The 15,241-nt window shown below is 60.4% G+C and carries 15 protein-coding genes; 1 reads left to right on the top strand and 14 read right to left on the bottom strand.

Features of this window, described 5'->3' with window-relative positions; all coding sequences use genetic code 11:
* Nucleotides 1-107: 107 nt before the first annotated feature.
* Nucleotides 108-674, top strand: a complete 567-nt coding sequence (locus FDG13_RS20200) for a YggT family protein (RefSeq protein ID WP_180132445.1) — start codon at nucleotides 108-110, stop codon at nucleotides 672-674.
* On the opposite strand, the gene FDG13_RS20195 is transcribed toward FDG13_RS20200, so the two are convergent.
* From FDG13_RS20195 to FDG13_RS20130, 14 genes are all read right to left on the bottom strand, one after another.
* Nucleotides 660-1,016, bottom strand: coding sequence for a TfoX/Sxy family protein (locus tag FDG13_RS20195; protein ID WP_180132444.1), 357 nt, complete (start codon nucleotides 1,014-1,016; stop codon nucleotides 660-662). The two genes, FDG13_RS20200 and FDG13_RS20195, sit on opposite strands and share 15 nt — an antisense overlap.
* 26 nt (nucleotides 1,017-1,042) lie before the next feature.
* Nucleotides 1,043-1,915 carry an acetyl-CoA carboxylase, carboxyltransferase subunit beta gene (accD, locus tag FDG13_RS20190; protein ID WP_180132443.1) on the bottom strand — a complete coding sequence of 291 codons (873 nt, stop codon included), beginning with the start codon at nucleotides 1,913-1,915 and terminating at the stop codon, nucleotides 1,043-1,045.
* Nucleotides 1,916-1,990: 75 nt separating this feature from the next.
* Nucleotides 1,991-2,794, bottom strand: coding sequence for a tryptophan synthase subunit alpha (trpA, locus tag FDG13_RS20185; protein WP_180132442.1), 804 nt, complete (start codon nucleotides 2,792-2,794; stop codon nucleotides 1,991-1,993).
* Entirely contained in the window at nucleotides 2,791-4,116 is a 1,326-nt protein-coding gene (gene trpB / locus FDG13_RS20180) for a tryptophan synthase subunit beta (protein WP_255435339.1), read from the bottom strand. The genes trpA and trpB overlap by 4 nt, the downstream gene beginning before the upstream one ends.
* A gap of 54 nt (nucleotides 4,117-4,170) precedes the next feature.
* Nucleotides 4,171-4,893 (bottom strand): phosphoribosylanthranilate isomerase, encoded by a 723-nt coding sequence (locus tag FDG13_RS20175; protein WP_180132441.1) that lies wholly within the window; start codon nucleotides 4,891-4,893, stop codon nucleotides 4,171-4,173.
* Nucleotides 4,893-5,687: a tRNA pseudouridine(38-40) synthase TruA gene (truA, locus tag FDG13_RS20170; protein WP_180132440.1), complete on the bottom strand. Its 795-nt coding sequence runs from the start codon at nucleotides 5,685-5,687 to the stop codon at nucleotides 4,893-4,895. Before truA ends, FDG13_RS20175 begins: the two co-directional genes overlap by 1 nt.
* Nucleotides 5,688-5,730: 43 nt before the next feature.
* A complete protein-coding gene (locus FDG13_RS20165; RefSeq protein ID WP_370528263.1) occupies nucleotides 5,731-8,370 on the bottom strand; it encodes a FimV/HubP family polar landmark protein in 2,640 nt (879 codons plus the stop codon).
* Between the two features lie 240 nt (nucleotides 8,371-8,610).
* Complete coding sequence (gene asd, locus FDG13_RS20160) at nucleotides 8,611-9,768, bottom strand: aspartate-semialdehyde dehydrogenase (RefSeq protein WP_180132597.1); 1,158 nt, start codon at nucleotides 9,766-9,768, stop codon at nucleotides 8,611-8,613.
* Nucleotides 9,769-9,999: 231 nt separating this feature from the next.
* The gene (gene leuB / locus FDG13_RS20155; protein WP_180132439.1) at nucleotides 10,000-11,067 is read right to left on the bottom strand and encodes a 3-isopropylmalate dehydrogenase; all 1,068 of its coding nucleotides are present in this window, start codon (nucleotides 11,065-11,067) and stop codon (nucleotides 10,000-10,002) included.
* Nucleotides 11,068-11,238: 171 nt separating this feature from the next.
* On the bottom strand, nucleotides 11,239-11,889 hold the full coding sequence (gene leuD / locus FDG13_RS20150) for a 3-isopropylmalate dehydratase small subunit (RefSeq protein ID WP_180132438.1): 651 nt from the start codon (nucleotides 11,887-11,889) through the stop codon (nucleotides 11,239-11,241).
* A 6-nt stretch (nucleotides 11,890-11,895) separates the two neighbouring features.
* Nucleotides 11,896-12,024 carry an entericidin A/B family lipoprotein gene (locus FDG13_RS20145; protein ID WP_180132437.1) on the bottom strand — a complete coding sequence of 43 codons (129 nt, stop codon included), beginning with the start codon at nucleotides 12,022-12,024 and terminating at the stop codon, nucleotides 11,896-11,898.
* 20 nt (nucleotides 12,025-12,044) lie between these two features.
* Nucleotides 12,045-13,508 carry a 3-isopropylmalate dehydratase large subunit gene (gene leuC, locus FDG13_RS20140; RefSeq protein WP_180132436.1) on the bottom strand — a complete coding sequence of 488 codons (1,464 nt, stop codon included), beginning with the start codon at nucleotides 13,506-13,508 and terminating at the stop codon, nucleotides 12,045-12,047.
* A 115-nt stretch (nucleotides 13,509-13,623) separates the two neighbouring features.
* Complete coding sequence (locus FDG13_RS20135) at nucleotides 13,624-14,934, bottom strand: citrate synthase (protein ID WP_180132435.1); 1,311 nt, start codon at nucleotides 14,932-14,934, stop codon at nucleotides 13,624-13,626.
* Nucleotides 14,921-15,241, bottom strand: coding sequence for a succinate dehydrogenase assembly factor 2 (locus tag FDG13_RS20130; protein ID WP_180132434.1), 321 nt, complete (start codon nucleotides 15,239-15,241; stop codon nucleotides 14,921-14,923). Before FDG13_RS20130 ends, FDG13_RS20135 begins: the two co-directional genes overlap by 14 nt.

The following is a 15,241-nucleotide window of genomic DNA, read 5'->3' as shown; positions in this document are numbered from 1 at the left end:
GTGGGCAAAAGCCCGCACGCGGGTTGGAGACAAGGCAAAGCTGCGTATTTTAAAGTGCCGCGCTGTCGCTATGATGCAGCGCACCTGACTTGCTTTGTTTTGACACCATGCTGTACCAAATTTTTACCCTGCTGCTTGAGGTTGTTGTTGGTTTGCTCAGCGGCGCCTGCCTGCTGCGTCTGTACATGCAGTACCTGCGGATTCCGATGTCGACGCGCTCGGGCAACCCGCTCGGACGTTTTGTGTTTGCACTGACCGACTGGATCGTGCTGCCGCTGCGCAAGGTGATTCCGTCGATGGGTGCACTCGACACCGCCAGCCTGGTGGCGGCTTTCCTGCTGCAGTTGGCTGAATTTGGCCTGTTGTGGCTGCTGGCGGGTGCGGCCGGTGGTTTGTTTGCGGTGCCGATCCTGGCGCTGTTTGGTTTGCTGCGGATGACGGTGTCGGCGATGACCGGCGCGGTGATTGTGTATGCGGTCTTGTCCTGGGTGCAGACCAATTCAGTGATCGCCGATGTGCTGGAGCGCTTGGTGAGCCCCTTGCTGGTGCCAATCCGGCGCGTTTTGCCGCTGATTGGTGGTGTGGATCTGTCGCCGCTGGCGCTGCTGGTGATTTTGCAGATTTTGGCCATTGTGCTGGGCAACCTGCAGGCAGCGGCTTTACTGGCGTTTTGACGGGGCGCTGCCCTTGGCTTTTTTTGCAGCTTTGGGTTTGGGGGCCGGTGTCTCCAACTCGGTCAGACGGATCAGCTGGGTGATCCAGGGGCGGTCGTCCAACGCATCCTCAATGAGAAACCAGGGTTTGGCACCGGGAAAGGGGTGAGCCTCCACCGGGTTGCCAATCCACACCCGCCCGGCCTCGGTGGGTTTGACAAACAGCTGGTTGTCACACACCAGCGCCACCACCTTGCCACAGCAGTAGATGGCGTATTCACCAAACATCTTGCGAGAGGACACCGGCCCGGCGCCGCTGACCTGGTCACAGACGTAGTCCGCGAAGGATGCGTCTGAGGCCATGTTTGCCGGGGTGAAAGAGGGCTGGTTTAACCGACCGCGTCGGCGCTTTGGCGGGTCAGCATGGCCAGCGTGTTGGCAATGGTGGCGCGCAGCTCTCGGCGGTCACAGATCAGGTCCACTGCGCCCTTGGTCTGCAGGAACTCGGCGCGTTGGAAGCCTTCGGGCAGCTTCACCCGCACGGTGGATTCAATCACTCGCGGCCCGGCAAAACCGATCAGCGCCTTGGGTTCGGCGATCACCACGTCGCCCAAAAAGGCAAACCCGGCGCTCACGCCACCCATGGTCGGGTCGGTCAAGACACTGATGTAGGGCAGGCCTTTTTTGGCCAGATGGGTCAGCGACGCATTGGTCTTGGCCATCTGCATCAGCGAAAGCAAACCCTCTTGCATGCGCGCGCCACCAGTGGCGGTGAAACACACAAACGGCACCTTCTGGTCGATGGCGGTCTGGACACCGCGGGCAAAACGCTCACCCACTACGCTGCCCATGCTGCCGCCCATGAACTCGAACTCAAAACACGCTGCCACCAGGCCAATGCCCAGCACGCTGCCACCCATGACAATCAGCGCATCAGTCTCACCGGTGTTTTCCAGCGCTTCTTTGAGGCGCTCGGGGTATTTGCGGCTGTCCTTGAACTTGAGCGCGTCCACCGGCAGCACTTCCTGGCCAATCTCGTAACGACCTTCGTTGTCCAGGAAGAAGTTGAGCCGGGCGCGTGCGCCAATGCGGTGGTGGTGGCTGCAGGTCGGGCAGACGTTCTGGTTTTGTTCCAGATCGGTCTTGTAGAGCACGGTTTCACACGACGGGCATTTGATCCACAGGCCCTCGGGCACGGCACGCCGGTCTTTTGGATCGGTTTGCTGGATTTTGGGGGGAAGCAGTTTTTCAAGCCAACTCATGCTTTTTTCCTTCTGGATCAGGGACCCGGTGCGCCACAGGGCGCTCACCGGTCCGGTAAAAGTGTCAGGGGCGGATTATGAATCCAACGCGGTGCGAATACCACGCAGGAAGTTTTGTGCGGTGCTGGCCACCTGATCACGCGGCTGATTGTCGATCAGCTGGATGATCTTGCTGCCGATCACCACCGCGTCGGCCACCTTGCCGATCGCCTGCGCGGTGGCCGCGTCGCGGATGCCAAAACCCACGCCCACCGGCACGTTCACAAACTGGCGGATGCGCGGCAACATGGCCTCGACCGCAGCGGTATCGAGCGTGCCCGAGCCGGTGACCCCCTTGAGCGACACGTAATACACATACCCGCTGGCGATGCGCGCCACCTGGGCCATGCGCTCGTTCGTGCTGGTGGGCGCCAGCAAAAAGATCAGGTCCATGTTGTGTGCTTTGAGTTCGGCCGCGAACTCCTCACACTCTTCGGGCGGGTAGTCGACGATCAACACACCGTCGACTCCGGCGGCGCTGGCGTCCTGCACAAAGGCGCCGTGTTTCTGGTTGTAGCGCTCCACCGGGTTGGCGTAACCCATCAACACCACCGGCGTGGTCTGATTCTGAGCGCGGAAAACCCGCACCATGTCGAGCACCTGGGTAAGGCCGATGCCAAAGGCCAGGGCTTTGTCGCCCGCTTTCTGGATCACCGGGCCGTCGGCGCTGGGGTCGGAAAAGGGCACACCGAGTTCGATCACATCGGCGCCGCCTGCGACCATCGCATGCATGAGTTCGGGTGTGACATCGGCATACGGGAAACCGGCGGTGACAAAGGGGATCAGCGCCTTGCGGCCTTGTGCCTGGAGTTGGCTGAAGGTGGCGGCGATGCGGCTCATTTCGAAACTCCTGAATCTGTAGCTGTTTGCCCTTTGCCAATAAGGGCTACCGGCACATTTGACGTATTTCCTTTGACCGACTGGCCTTGGCAGCTGGGGCGGCAGAAGAAGTCGGCGCCCGACAGATCGGCCACGGTGCCGATGTCCTTGTCACCACGGCCAGAGAGGTTCACCAGAATGGACTGGTCCGGCCGCATGGTTTTGGCGAGTTTCATCGCGTAGGCCACCGCGTGGCTGGATTCGAGCGCGGGGATGATGCCCTCGGTGCGGCACAGGTAGTGGAAAGCCTCCAGCGCCTCGGCATCGGTGATGCCGACATATTCAGCGCGGCCAATGTCGTTCAAAAACGCGTGTTCGGGGCCAACGCCAGGGTAGTCCAGCCCGGCGCTGATGCTGTGGGTTTCGGTCACCTGGCCGTTGTCGTCTTGCAGCACATAGGTGCGGTTGCCGTGCAACACGCCGGGGCTGCCGCGCTGGATGCTGGCTGAATGGCGGCCAGAGTCCATGCCAGCACCGGCCGCTTCCACACCGATGAGACGGGTTTTTTCAAACTCGATGTACGGGTAGAAGATGCCCATGGCGTTGCTGCCGCCGCCGACGCAGGCCACCACCACATCGGGCTGGGCGCTGCTGCAGCCAGCGGTCTTCAGCATCTCGGGCATCTGCACCAGGCATTCCTGGCCAATCACACTCTGGAAATCGCGCACCATCATGGGGTAGGGGTGCGGCCCGGCCACGGTGCCGATGATGTAGAAGGTGTTGTCCACATTGGCGACCCAGTCGCGCATGGCCTCATTGAGCGCGTCTTTGAGCGTCTTGCTGCCGCTTTCCACTGGCACCACGGTGGCACCGAGCAGCTTCATGCGGTAGACGTTGGGGCTTTGGCGTTTGACGTCTTCACTGCCCATGTAAACCACACATTCCAGGCCGTAACGGGCGCAGATGGTGGCGGTGGCCACACCGTGCTGGCCGGCGCCAGTTTCGGCAATCACGCGTGGTTTGCCCATGCGTTTGGCCAACATGGCCTGGCCGATGGTGTTGTTGATCTTGTGGGCGCCGGTGTGGTTGAGGTCTTCGCGCTTGAGGAAGATCTGCGCGCCACCGACTTCACGGCTCATGCGTGCGGCGTGGTAGATCGGGGAGGGGCGGCCCACAAAGTGAGCCAGTTCGGACTCAAATTCAGCGATAAAGGCCGGGTCGCGTTGGTATTTGGCGTAAGCCTCTTTGAGCTCGTTGACCGCGTGGGTCAGGGTCTCGGAGATGAAACTGCCGCCGTAAATGCCAAAGTGGCCCCGGGCGTCGGGTTGTTGGTAGTCAGACATGATGATGGTATAGATTCGATAGCCATCAGCCCTTGATCTATAAGGGCAGAAGGCTTATTTGTTACACAGAAGCTGGTCGGCTCGGCGAACCGCAGCTACAAACTCGGACATGCGGTCAGCGTCCTTGATGCCTTTGTGCCCGGGGACCTCGATGCTCGAGCTGACATCCACCGCCAGCGATTTACAACGCGGGCGCAGTGCTCTGATGCCATCGATCACGTTGGCAGCGTTCAGCCCACCACTCAAGACGAGGTGAGCGTCGACGTTTGGAGGAAGCAGTGACCAATTGAATGTTTGCCCGCCACCGCCGAACCCGTCTATGTGCGCGTCCAGCAAAATGGCTTGAGCCTGTGAATAATCTTGGGCGAATTTTAGAAGATCAAAGCCACGCCCGGCTTCACCCAGTGGAATACGTGCCGCACGCAGGTAGGGACGCTGCTCGGGGCTACAGGCGGCCTGGCAATCTTGGGGCGACTCATCACCATGAAATTGGGCGATAGCCCCCGCTACAGAAGCACAAGCTGCTCTGATTTTTGAGGTGTCTTCGTTGACAAACAGCAGCACCGGCGTGACAAAGGGGGGCAGGCGGCGCGCCAACTCGGCAGCGCGCTCCAGCGGCACATAACGCGGGCTTTTGGCGTACAGCACAAAACCAATCGCATCGGCACCCGCTGCCATGGCCGCGTCCACATCCCGCTCCCGGGTGAAACCACACATCTTGATGCGGGTGCGATTGGCGGGGGAGACAAGCTGAGCTGAAGGTGATGTGCTGATCATCAAAGTGCTCCTGGCAGGCCGTCTAGCAGGGTGGGGTGTTCTGGCAGGCCCCAGCGTGCCTCGTAGCGTGGGCCCACAAAATACAGGCCATAGGGGGAAAAGGTGGGGGCGGCGGCGTCGCGGTCCCGCGCGGCCAGCACCTCCAAGATCCAATCAGGGTTTTTGCGGCCATCGCCGATCAAAATCAAACAGCCCATCAGGTTGCGGATCATGTGGTGCAAAAAGGCATTGGCCTCAAACTCAAAACGCCAGTAGGCACCACGGCGGCTGATGTCGATACGCATCAGGGTTTTGACCGGTGACAGGGCCTGGCAGGCGCTGGCGCGAAACGAGCTGAAGTCGTGTTCACCCAGCAGGTGTTGGGCGGCTTGTTGCATACGCTCCAGGTTCAAGGGGCGGTAGACCCAACCAACGCGGCCCTGGTCGATGCTGGGACGCACGGGCGAATCGAGCACCACATAGGCGTAACGCCTTGAGGTCGCGCTGGCACGGCAATGGAATTCTGGTGGCACCTCCTTGGCCCATTGCACCGCAATATCGTGGGGTAACAAGGCGTTGGGGCCGCGCACCCAGTTGGATGCGGGGCGTTGGGCAGGGGTGTCAAAGTGGATGACTTGCATCAGACCGTGCACACCGGCATCGGTGCGGCCAGCACACAGGATCGATACCCGCTGCTGGCCGGTGAACTCTCCGAGCGCCTTTTCCAGCTTGTCTTGCACCGTCTGGCCGGAAGACTGGCTTTGCCAGCCCTGGTAGGCCAGCCCGTTGTAGCTGATGCCCAGCGCTAGCCGCATCAAGCCACCCCTGGGTGTGCACCGGTCGGCAAAACCCCCGGGTTCACAGTTTGGCGAGCGCGTTTTGGGCTTTGGACCGCAAATCGCCAGCGGCTTCGGCAATCACCTCTTCGATCAGGGCGCGGGCGCCGTCGTCGTCCCCAATGGCGCGGAATTCGTCGGCCAGGGCCAGTTTGGTTTCCAGCGGGTCCATCGCTTCGTCGACAAACTCGCCGGGCACGGTGACTTTGTCCTCACCCAGGTCAAGCGACAGCGAGCCCAGGTCAAAGGACATCAGCTCGTTGCTGGCCTGGGTGGCCGCGTCGTTTGAGGCGGCGGATGCTGCGGTCTCGTCAGCCGTGGGTGGCAAGTCCAGCTGTAGCTCGGGGGTGTCCAGCGAGAAGTCCAGGTCGTCGGCCAGCGGGTCACGCACCGTGCTCGGGCCGCTTGGCTCTTCCAGCGGCGCTTCAAAAGCGGGCGCTTCAAAAGAGGGCGCTTCAAAAGAGGGTTCGTCCACTGCGGGTTCATCCACAGCCGACGGCTCTTCGGGCAGCGTGGGCAAGGGCGTTTCTTCAAACGCGCTCAAGCCGGAAAACGCGGTGGGAATGGCATCGCTGTGGGGTGGCGGCTCGGTCGGCTCGGGAACCGCTGGGCCGGGCAGATCGGCCGGCTCGTCCAGGGAGAAATCCAGATCCAGATCGAGGTCGCCTGGCCCGGTGGCAATGGGTGGGGGCGGCACGTCGTCTTGTGCCTTGGCCGCCGTGAGTGGGTTACCCATGGTGACGGTGGCGGGCGCAGAGACTTGGAAGTCAGGCAGCTGCGAGGGCAGGGGTTGGCCGCCTGGCAGGTAAAGCGCGTTGTCCGGGTCGATGGCCAGACCCTTCTCGCAAATCTGTTCCCATTCGGGGCCAGTGCCGTCGGTCAAGTTGAAGGCGAGGGCGGCAATGGCTTCAAAGGCCTTGAGGTCGCGGCGTTTGGCGTAAATGTCCAGCAGCTTCTGGTGGATCGCCACACGCTGTGGCTGGGTGCGCAGGGCGTCCTTCAAGATTTCTTCGGCCTGCAGGTCACGGCCATAAGCCAGGTACACATCGGCCTCGGCCACCGGGTCCACATCGTCCACCGCGTCGAGCTGGCTCGGTGAGTAAACCATTGACGAGCCGGTGGTCAGGCTGTCACCGGTGTCCACATTCTGGCCACCACTGCCGCCTGAGAAAGCCAGGTCGCTGTTGGCAAAGGTGCTGTCGAGTTGTTCCGCTTGTTTGCGCTGGCGTCGTTTGTACAGCCCCAGGCCCGCCAACAAAGCCACCAGTGCGGCTGCACCAGGCAGCAGCATCGGGTTGTCCAGCAGGTCGTCGAAGAAACTGGTTTCGGGCGCGGGTTCGGGTTGTACTGGTGGTACTGGTTTCTTGGGCGGGGTGACTGCCGGTGCCGATGCGGGTTCCGAGGCTTTGACCTCGGCTTGGGGCGCTGGCACGGCCTCTGGGGCACTGGCCACCGGTTCTGGCGTGGAGGCTGCCGCGCTGGCAGGCGCACTGGAGGCCTTGGCCAGTTGGTCCAGCTCCTGGATGTTTTTGGCCAGCTCGGCCGAGCGTTGTGCCGCAGCTTCGGCATTACGCTCTTTGGCCAGGGCCTCTTCGCCAGATTTGGTTTGCACACTGCCTTTGGACAAGGTCAGCTTGTCGGGGGTGGTGGCGGCTGGTTTTTTGTCGTCGACGGTGGCCTCAATCTTGCCACTGACGTCCCGGCTGGCGGGTGACAGCTTGGCGGCGGGCACATTGCTGGCAAATTTCCGGCGGAAATCGTTGAAATCCTGGCTTTGGGCGCTGATGATTTGTGTTGCCTCGGCGCGGCTTGTGGCACTGGCTTGTTCCTGGTTCGGCAGGGTCACAATCGCGCCCGCTTTGATGCGGTTGACGTTGTCCTGGATGAAAGCTTCCGGGTTGGCGCGCAACAGGGCCACCAGCATTTGATCCAGCGACACATTGGCGTTTTTGTGGGCAGCCGCAATGGCGCTGGCGGTGTCACCTGGCTTGACCTTGACAGTGGCCTCGGCAGCGGTGGCTTTCTGCGCCGGTGGTGCCGCAGGTGCTGGCTCCATTGCGACAGGTTTGGTGGCTGTGGTCGCCGGTCTGGGTGGGGTTGGCTGGCTTGGCGCTGCGTTTGGCCGGGACACTGCGGGTGCGGCCACAGCCGCCGCTGCAGCGGCTCGGGTGGCAGGCGATATACGCACTGGCGCCGGTGCTGGTGCTGGCAGTTGTGCGCCCACTGGTGCAGCTGCGGTCTGCTTGCGCAGGGCTGGCGGGTCAAACAGCATGGTGTAGTCGCGCACAATGCGACCCGAGTTCCAGCTGGTCTCCAGGATCATGTCGACAAACGGCTCACCGATGGGCCGGTCGCTGCTCAGGCGCAGGTAGGCCCGGCCATCCGGGCGGCGTTGCAGGGAGGCGCGCAAACTGCTCAGTGCCGGGTTGTATTCCAAACCAGCCGCCAAAAAAGCATCTGTCGGTGCCACTTTGGTGACCAGGCTGGCGGCTTCTTCGGGATTGATGTCCAGCACATCAATTTCGGCTCTGAGGGGTTCGCCCAGGGCGGACTGCACGGTGATGCGCCCCAGTGACAAAGCCAACGCCTGGGTGCTGCATAAACCCATCAGCGCAGCGATTGCCAAAGCAGTGAGTTGGCAGGGGTGGGACTTCGCAATCAATTGTGCTCTCCGGTATTACAGCCAGTCGCAGGTGGTCTGGTCAGGGCTGTTGGCCCAAGGACTCGAAACAATAAAAAAGCACCATAACATCAATATGTTAGCCTGACAAGTTAAGTCAGCTTGTGAACATGAGGCCTGTCAATTGAGACCACCGGGAGCGCAATTCTATGTTGTAGCGTGGCAACGGCCCGACACCCACGGTTTGGCAGGTGTCAGGCCGTCAAAGCCAAGTATGGCGGATCAAGCTTGCAACAAAATCCGCAGCATACGACGCAGCGGCTCAGCGGCACCCCACAGCAGTTGGTCACCCACGGTAAAAGCGCCTACATATTCCGGCCCCATAGCCAGTTTGCGGATACGGCCCACGGGGATGGTCATGGTGCCGGTGACCGCAACGGGTGTCAAATCGCGGATGGTGGCCTCACGGGTGTTGGGCACCACTTTGACCCAGGGGTTGTCGGCGGCGATCATCGCTTCGATGTCGGCGCTGGGCACGTTCTTTTTGAGCTTGAAGGTCAAAGCCTGGCTGTGGCAGCGCATGGCGCCCACACGCACACAGAAGCCGTCGACCGGAATCGCGGCAGAACCAAAACCCTCGCCCTGGCCCAGAATCTTGTTGGTCTCAGCCATGCCTTTCCACTCTTCCTTGGATTGACCCCAGCCCGCTTCATCATGACTCTTGCCGATACCGAGGTCCTTGTCGATCCAAGGGATCAGCGAACCGCCCAGTGGTACGCCAAAGTTGGCGGTTTCAGACGCACTCAAGCTGCGCTGTTTGGCGATGACCAAACGGTCAATTTCCAGGATGGCACTCTTGGGGTCGTCCAGCAGGGCCTTGACCTCGGCATTGAGGGTGCCATATTGGGTCAACAACTCACGCATGTGTTGCGCGCCACCGCCGCTGGCGGCCTGGTAGGTCTGCGTGCTCATCCACTCCACCAGACCCGCCTTGTAGAGGGCACCCACACCCATCAGCATACAGCTCACGGTGCAGTTGCCACCCACCCAGTTCTTGCCACCCTGACTCAGCGCGGTTTGGATCACCGGCATGTTGACCGGGTCCAGGATGATCACCGCGTCTTTTTCCATGCGCAGGGTGGATGCGGCGTCAATCCAGTGGCCGTTCCAGCCCGCGGCACGTAACTTGGGAAACACCGCAGTGGTGTAGTCACCGCCCTGGGCACTGATGATGATGTCGCAGCGTTTCAGGGCGTCGATGTTGTACGCGTCCTGCAGCGTGGTTTCGTTCTTGGCCAGGGCCGGTGCTTGGCCACCCGCGTTGGAGGTGGAAAAAAACAGGGGTTCGATCAGGTCGAAGTCACCTTCGGCCTGCATGCGGTCGATCAGGACCGAACCCACCATGCCACGCCAGCCCACCAGGCCGACCAGATTACCGATTGTCATGAGATTGCCCTTTCAGATTGTCGAAATACTCGGATTTCATCTGCCCGGCTCGTCTGGCCGGGAGGGGCGCGACGAACCAGGCTGAGTCAGCCAGTAATGGTTGTCGTTTTGGTCACAGCGGACCCTGTCAGTGCAACACCAACCAATGCAGCTTCTGTAGCGCCAGCGGCGCCATCAGAAGGCAGGATGCGAATGTGTTGCATGGCACGATTGTAATTGCAAGGGCTACAGCGCTTTGACGACCGCGTTGCCCATCTCGATGGTGGAGACACGGGTGGTGCCTTCACTGTAGATGTCGGGGGTGCGCAGGCCTTGGGCGAGCACAGATTTCACTGCGTTTTCGATGCGCTGGGCGGCTTCTTCCTGGTTCAGGCTGAAGCGCAGCATCATGGCCGCACTCAGGATGGTGGCCAGCGGGTTGGCAATGCCTTGGCCAGCGATGTCGGGTGCGCTGCCGTGGCTGGGTTCGTACAGGCCCTGGTTGCTGGCGTTCAGGCTGGCTGAGGGCAACATGCCGATTGAGCCGGTGAGCATCGAGGCTTCGTCCGAGAGGATGTCGCCAAACATGTTGCCGGTGACGATCACGTCAAACTTCTTGGGCGCCTTGACCAGTTGCATGGCGGCGTTGTCCACGTACATGTGGTCCAGTGCCACGTCGGGGTACTGCTGGCCGACTTCGGTGACCACCTCTTTCCAGAACTGGAAGGTTTCCAGCACATTGGCCTTGTCAATGCTGGTGACACGTTTGCTGCGTTTGCGTGCGGCCTGGAACGCCACATGGGCAATGCGCTCGATCTCGGGGCGGCTGTAGCGCATGGTGTCGAAGGCTTCTTCAGCCTCGGGGAAGTTGCCGTCGGTTGCGATGCGGCGGCCACGTGGTTGGCCAAAATAGATGTCGCCGGTGAGTTCGCGGATGATTAGGATGTCAAGCCCGGCCACCAGTTCGGGCTTGAGGCTGGAGGCGCCCACCAGCTCCGGGTAACAAATGGCTGGGCGGAAGTTGGCGAACAGGCCCAGGTTTTTGCGCAGGCCCAGAATGGCTTGTTCGGGGCGCAGGTGGCGCTCCAGGTTGTCGTATTTCCAGTCACCCACGGCGCCAAACAGGATGGCATCAGCGTCCTTGGCCAGTTTCAGGGTGGAGGCGGGCAGCGGGTGACCGAGCGCCGCGTAGGCGGCACCACCCACCGGGGCGGTTTCCAGTTCAAAACTCAGGTCCAGTGCATGCAACACCTTGACCGCTTCCACCACAATTTCCGGACCAATGCCATCACCTGGCAAAACTGCAATTTTCATGATGTATCTGACTTTCTAAAGGGGAAGGAAACCCGGGGCGGAGACCGTCATGGGATGTCAAGAAGAGGGTTCAATACTGCGGCGTGTTGGTGTGTGACTGCGCTGGCTTCAGCCGCTGCCAGCGCGTCATCGCTACACCATCAATCCAAAAAATATAAAAACAATAGCTACTTACCCAATCATGGTGCGGGCTAACCAGGGTTTTTGTGCTAAACGCTCAGCTTCAAAGGCCTTGATCTTGTCGGCATGGCGCAGTGTCAGGCCAATGTCGTCCAGGCCATTGAGCAGACAGTATTTGCGAAACGCCTGAACCTCGAACGGCAATTCATCACCATTGGGCTTGACCACCACCTGGCGTTCCAGGTCCACCGTCAGGGTGTAACCGGGGAAGGCCGCCACCTCGTCAAACAGTTGGCTGACTTGGGCTTCGCTCAAGACGATGGGTAACAAGCCGTTCTTGAAGCTGTTGTTGAAGAAGATGTCGGCGTAACTGGGTGCAATGATGGCGCGAAAGCCAAACTGGTCAAGCGCCCAGGGCGCGTGTTCACGGGAGGAGCCACAACCAAAATTCTTGCGTGCCAACAGGATCGAAGCGCCCTGAAAACGCAGTTGGTTCAGCACAAAGTCGGGGTTGGGGCGGCGGCTGGCCGGGTCTTGACCGGGGAAACCGGCATCCAGATAACGCCATTCGTCAAACAAGTTTTGTCCAAAACCGGTTTTGCGGATGGATTTGAGAAACTGCTTGGGGATGATGGCATCGGTGTCGACATTTTCCCGATCCATCGGGGCCACCAGGCCTTTGAGTAAGGTGAATTTTTGCATGGCTGGTTATTTTTTGGCAGCGCCTTCGATGGCTGAACCGGCTTTTTGCAGGTCCTGACCCACACCTTTGACGGTGTTACAGGCGCTCAGCGCCAACAGGCTGCTGATCAAGACGAAGAGTGTGAGACGTTGCATGATGGGCTCCTTGGAGAACGTCAGACAAATCGCCTGACATCGACAAAATGGCCGTGGATCGCTGCGGCAGCGGCCATGGCCGGGCTGACCAGGTGGGTGCGGCCCCCGGCGCCTTGGCGGCCTTCGAAGTTGCGATTGCTGGTAGACGCGCAGCGTTCGCCGGGCTCCAGCCGGTCGGCGTTCATCGCCAGGCACATCGAGCAGCCGGGTTCGCGCCAGTCAAAACCGGCCGCTTTGAAGATCTCGTGCAAACCTTCGCGTTCGGCCTGTTCTTTGACCAGACCCGAGCCGGGTACCACCATCGCCAGACGGATATTGGGGGCGACTTTGCGCCCCAGGGTCTTCACAACGGCAGCTGCCTCGCGCATGTCTTCAATGCGGCTGTTGGTGCAGGAGCCAATGAACACCTTGTCGACATACACATCGTCCAGAGCCTTGCCGGGTTCCAGGCCCATGTAGGCCAGGGCGCGCTCAATCGCACCGCGTTTGTTGGCGTCTTTTTCCTTGTCGGGGTCGGGCACGCGCTCGTTGATGCCGAGCACCATCTCGGGCGAGGTACCCCAGGTGACTTGTGGCACCAAGCTTGACGCATCGATGTGCACCGTGGTGTCAAAGTGGGCTCCGGGGTCGGATTGCAGCGTCTTCCAGTAGGCCACGGCCTGGTCCCAAGCCACGGCAGCGGCTGCATCGTTAGCCGCGTTGGCACCGGGGGCCATCGGCCGGCCCTTGACGTATTGGATGGTTTTGTCATCCACCGCCACCAGGCCAGCGCGGGCACCGGCTTCAATCGCCATGTTGCACACTGTCATGCGGCCTTCCATGCTCAGCGCACGGATGGCCGAGCCGCCAAATTCGATGGTGTAACCGGTACCGCCCGCTGTGCCGATTTTGCCGATGATGGCCAGAACGATGTCTTTGCCACCACAGCCATGCGGCAGCACACCATCGACCTGCACCAGCATGTTTTTAGCCTTTTTAGCCAGCAAGGTCTGGGTGGCCATCACGTGCTCGACCTCGCTGGTGCCAATGCCGTGGGCCAACGCGCCAAACGCACCGTGGGTGGAGGTGTGTGAGTCGCCGCAGACCACCGTCATACCAGGCAGGGTGGCGCCGTTTTCCGGGCCAATCACGTGAACAATGCCCTGGCGCCGGGACAAAAACGGGAAATAGGCCGCCGCGCCGTATTCCTGGATGTTGGCGTCCAGCGTCATCACCTGTTCTTTGCTGGTCGGGTCGGTGATGCCGTCGTAGCCGCGCTCCCAGCCGTTGGTCGGGGTGTTGTGATCGGCGGTAGCCACAATCGAACTCACCCGCCAGAGAGGGCGGTGCGCCTGGCGCAGGCCTTCAAAGGCTTGCGGGCTGGTGACCTCATGCACCAGATGGCGGTCGATGTACAGCAGTGCCGTGCCATCCTCCTCGGTGTGGACAACATGCTCGTCCCAGAGCTTGTCATACAGGGTACGTGCGTGTGAATGTGATTCCATGCGTGCGGTGGTGTTGGTGGGCAATCGGAAGATTTTAAACGGCGCGTGTCTTCAGGGGCTGCCAATGAAAAAGCCCGCCGACGTGTGTAGTCGGCGGGCTTCTTTAAAGGCTGCTTCAGCGTTCGGACACAGGCTTGACGTCGCGTGCAACGTAACCGGTGAACAGTTGGCGTGGACGACCGATCTTGTACTCAGGGTCGGCCAGCATTTCGTTGAGCTGGGCAATCCAGCCGACGGTGCGGGCCAGGGCGAAGATCCCGGTGAACAGGCTGACCGGGATGCCGATGGCGCGCTGCACGATGCCGGAGTAGAAGTCGACGTTCGGGTACAGCTTGCGCTGCACAAAGTAGTCGTCTTCGAGCGCGATTTTTTCCAGTTCTTTGGCCAGTTTGAACAGTGGGTCGTTTTCCAGACCCAGTTCGGCCAGCACCTCGTTGCAGGTTTCCTGCATCAGCTTGGCGCGTGGGTCGTAGTTTTTGTAAACGCGGTGACCAAAACCCATCAGCTTGACGCCGGAGTTCTTGTCCTTGACCTGCTCCATGAACTGACCAACTTTGGCCACGCCACCTTGGCGCTGGATATCTTCGAGCATGTTCAGGCAGGCTTCGTTGGCGCCACCATGTGCAGGGCCCCACAGGCAGGCGACACCAGCTGCAATCGCCGCAAACGGGTTGGTGCCCGACGAGCCACACAGCCGCACGGTGGAGGTGGAGGCGTTTTGCTCGTGGTCGGCGTGCAGGATAAAGATCCGGTCCATGGCCCGTTCGATCACCGGGTTGACCTTGTAGTCTTCACACGGTGTGCCGAACATCATGCGCAGGAAGTTGCCCGCGTAGCTGAGTTCATTGCGCGGGTACATGTAGGGCTGGCCGACGCCGTATTTGTAAGCCATAGCCACCAGGGTGGGCATCTTGGCAATCAGGCGAATCGCGGCCACATGGCGGTGTTCGGGGTTGTTGATGTCCGTGCTGTCATGGTAGAACGCGGACAGGGCGCCGATCAGCCCGGTCAACACCGCCATCGGGTGCGCGTCGCGGCGGAAACCACGCAGGAAAAACTGCATCTGCTCATTGACCATGGTGTGGCTGAGGACCAGTTTGTGGAATTCGCTGCGCTCCTCTTGTTTGGGCAATTCACCTTTGAGCAGCAGATAACAGGTGTCCAGGTAGTCGCACTGGGTGGCGAGTTGTTCAATCGGGTAACCGCGGTACAACAACTCACCTTTGTCGCCATCGATATAGGTGATGGCCGATTGGCAGGAAGCGGTCGACAGGAAACCCGGGTCATAGGTGAACATGCCGGTTTGGCCATACAGTTTGCGAATGTCGATAACGTCCGGGCCTACGCTGCCTTGGTACACAGGCAAATCAACGCTGGGGCTGCCATTGGAAAACGACAGGGTGGCTTTGTTTTCAGCTAGCTTCATTTTGACCTTTCGGGTTTGCTCTCAACATATTCAACACTTCAGATACATCGTCACGTTCCAGATCAGGTTGGACTTGTGCCAGGGTCTTGCGACCCAGGTGCAGATCCAGCAGATCGTTGTCACTGATCTCCATTAAAGCCATCAGACCTTGCGCTTGCTTGACAGTCAACACGGATTCAAACCGTTTGAAAAACCGATCTACAAAAATATCGTTTTCCAGCAAGCCACGGCGACTGCGCCACTTGAGCTTGCTCAGCATTCTTTCATCGACGAGATCGTCCGGCAAAGCTGCCGCAGGTTGCTCCAT

The sequence above is a fragment of the Rhodoferax sp. BLA1 genome, assembly GCF_013416775.1.
Lineage (GTDB): Bacteria > Pseudomonadota > Gammaproteobacteria > Burkholderiales > Burkholderiaceae_C > Rhodoferax.
The sequence above is the reverse complement of the archived record's forward strand: the minus strand, read 5'-3'. Positions and strand labels throughout refer to the sequence as shown.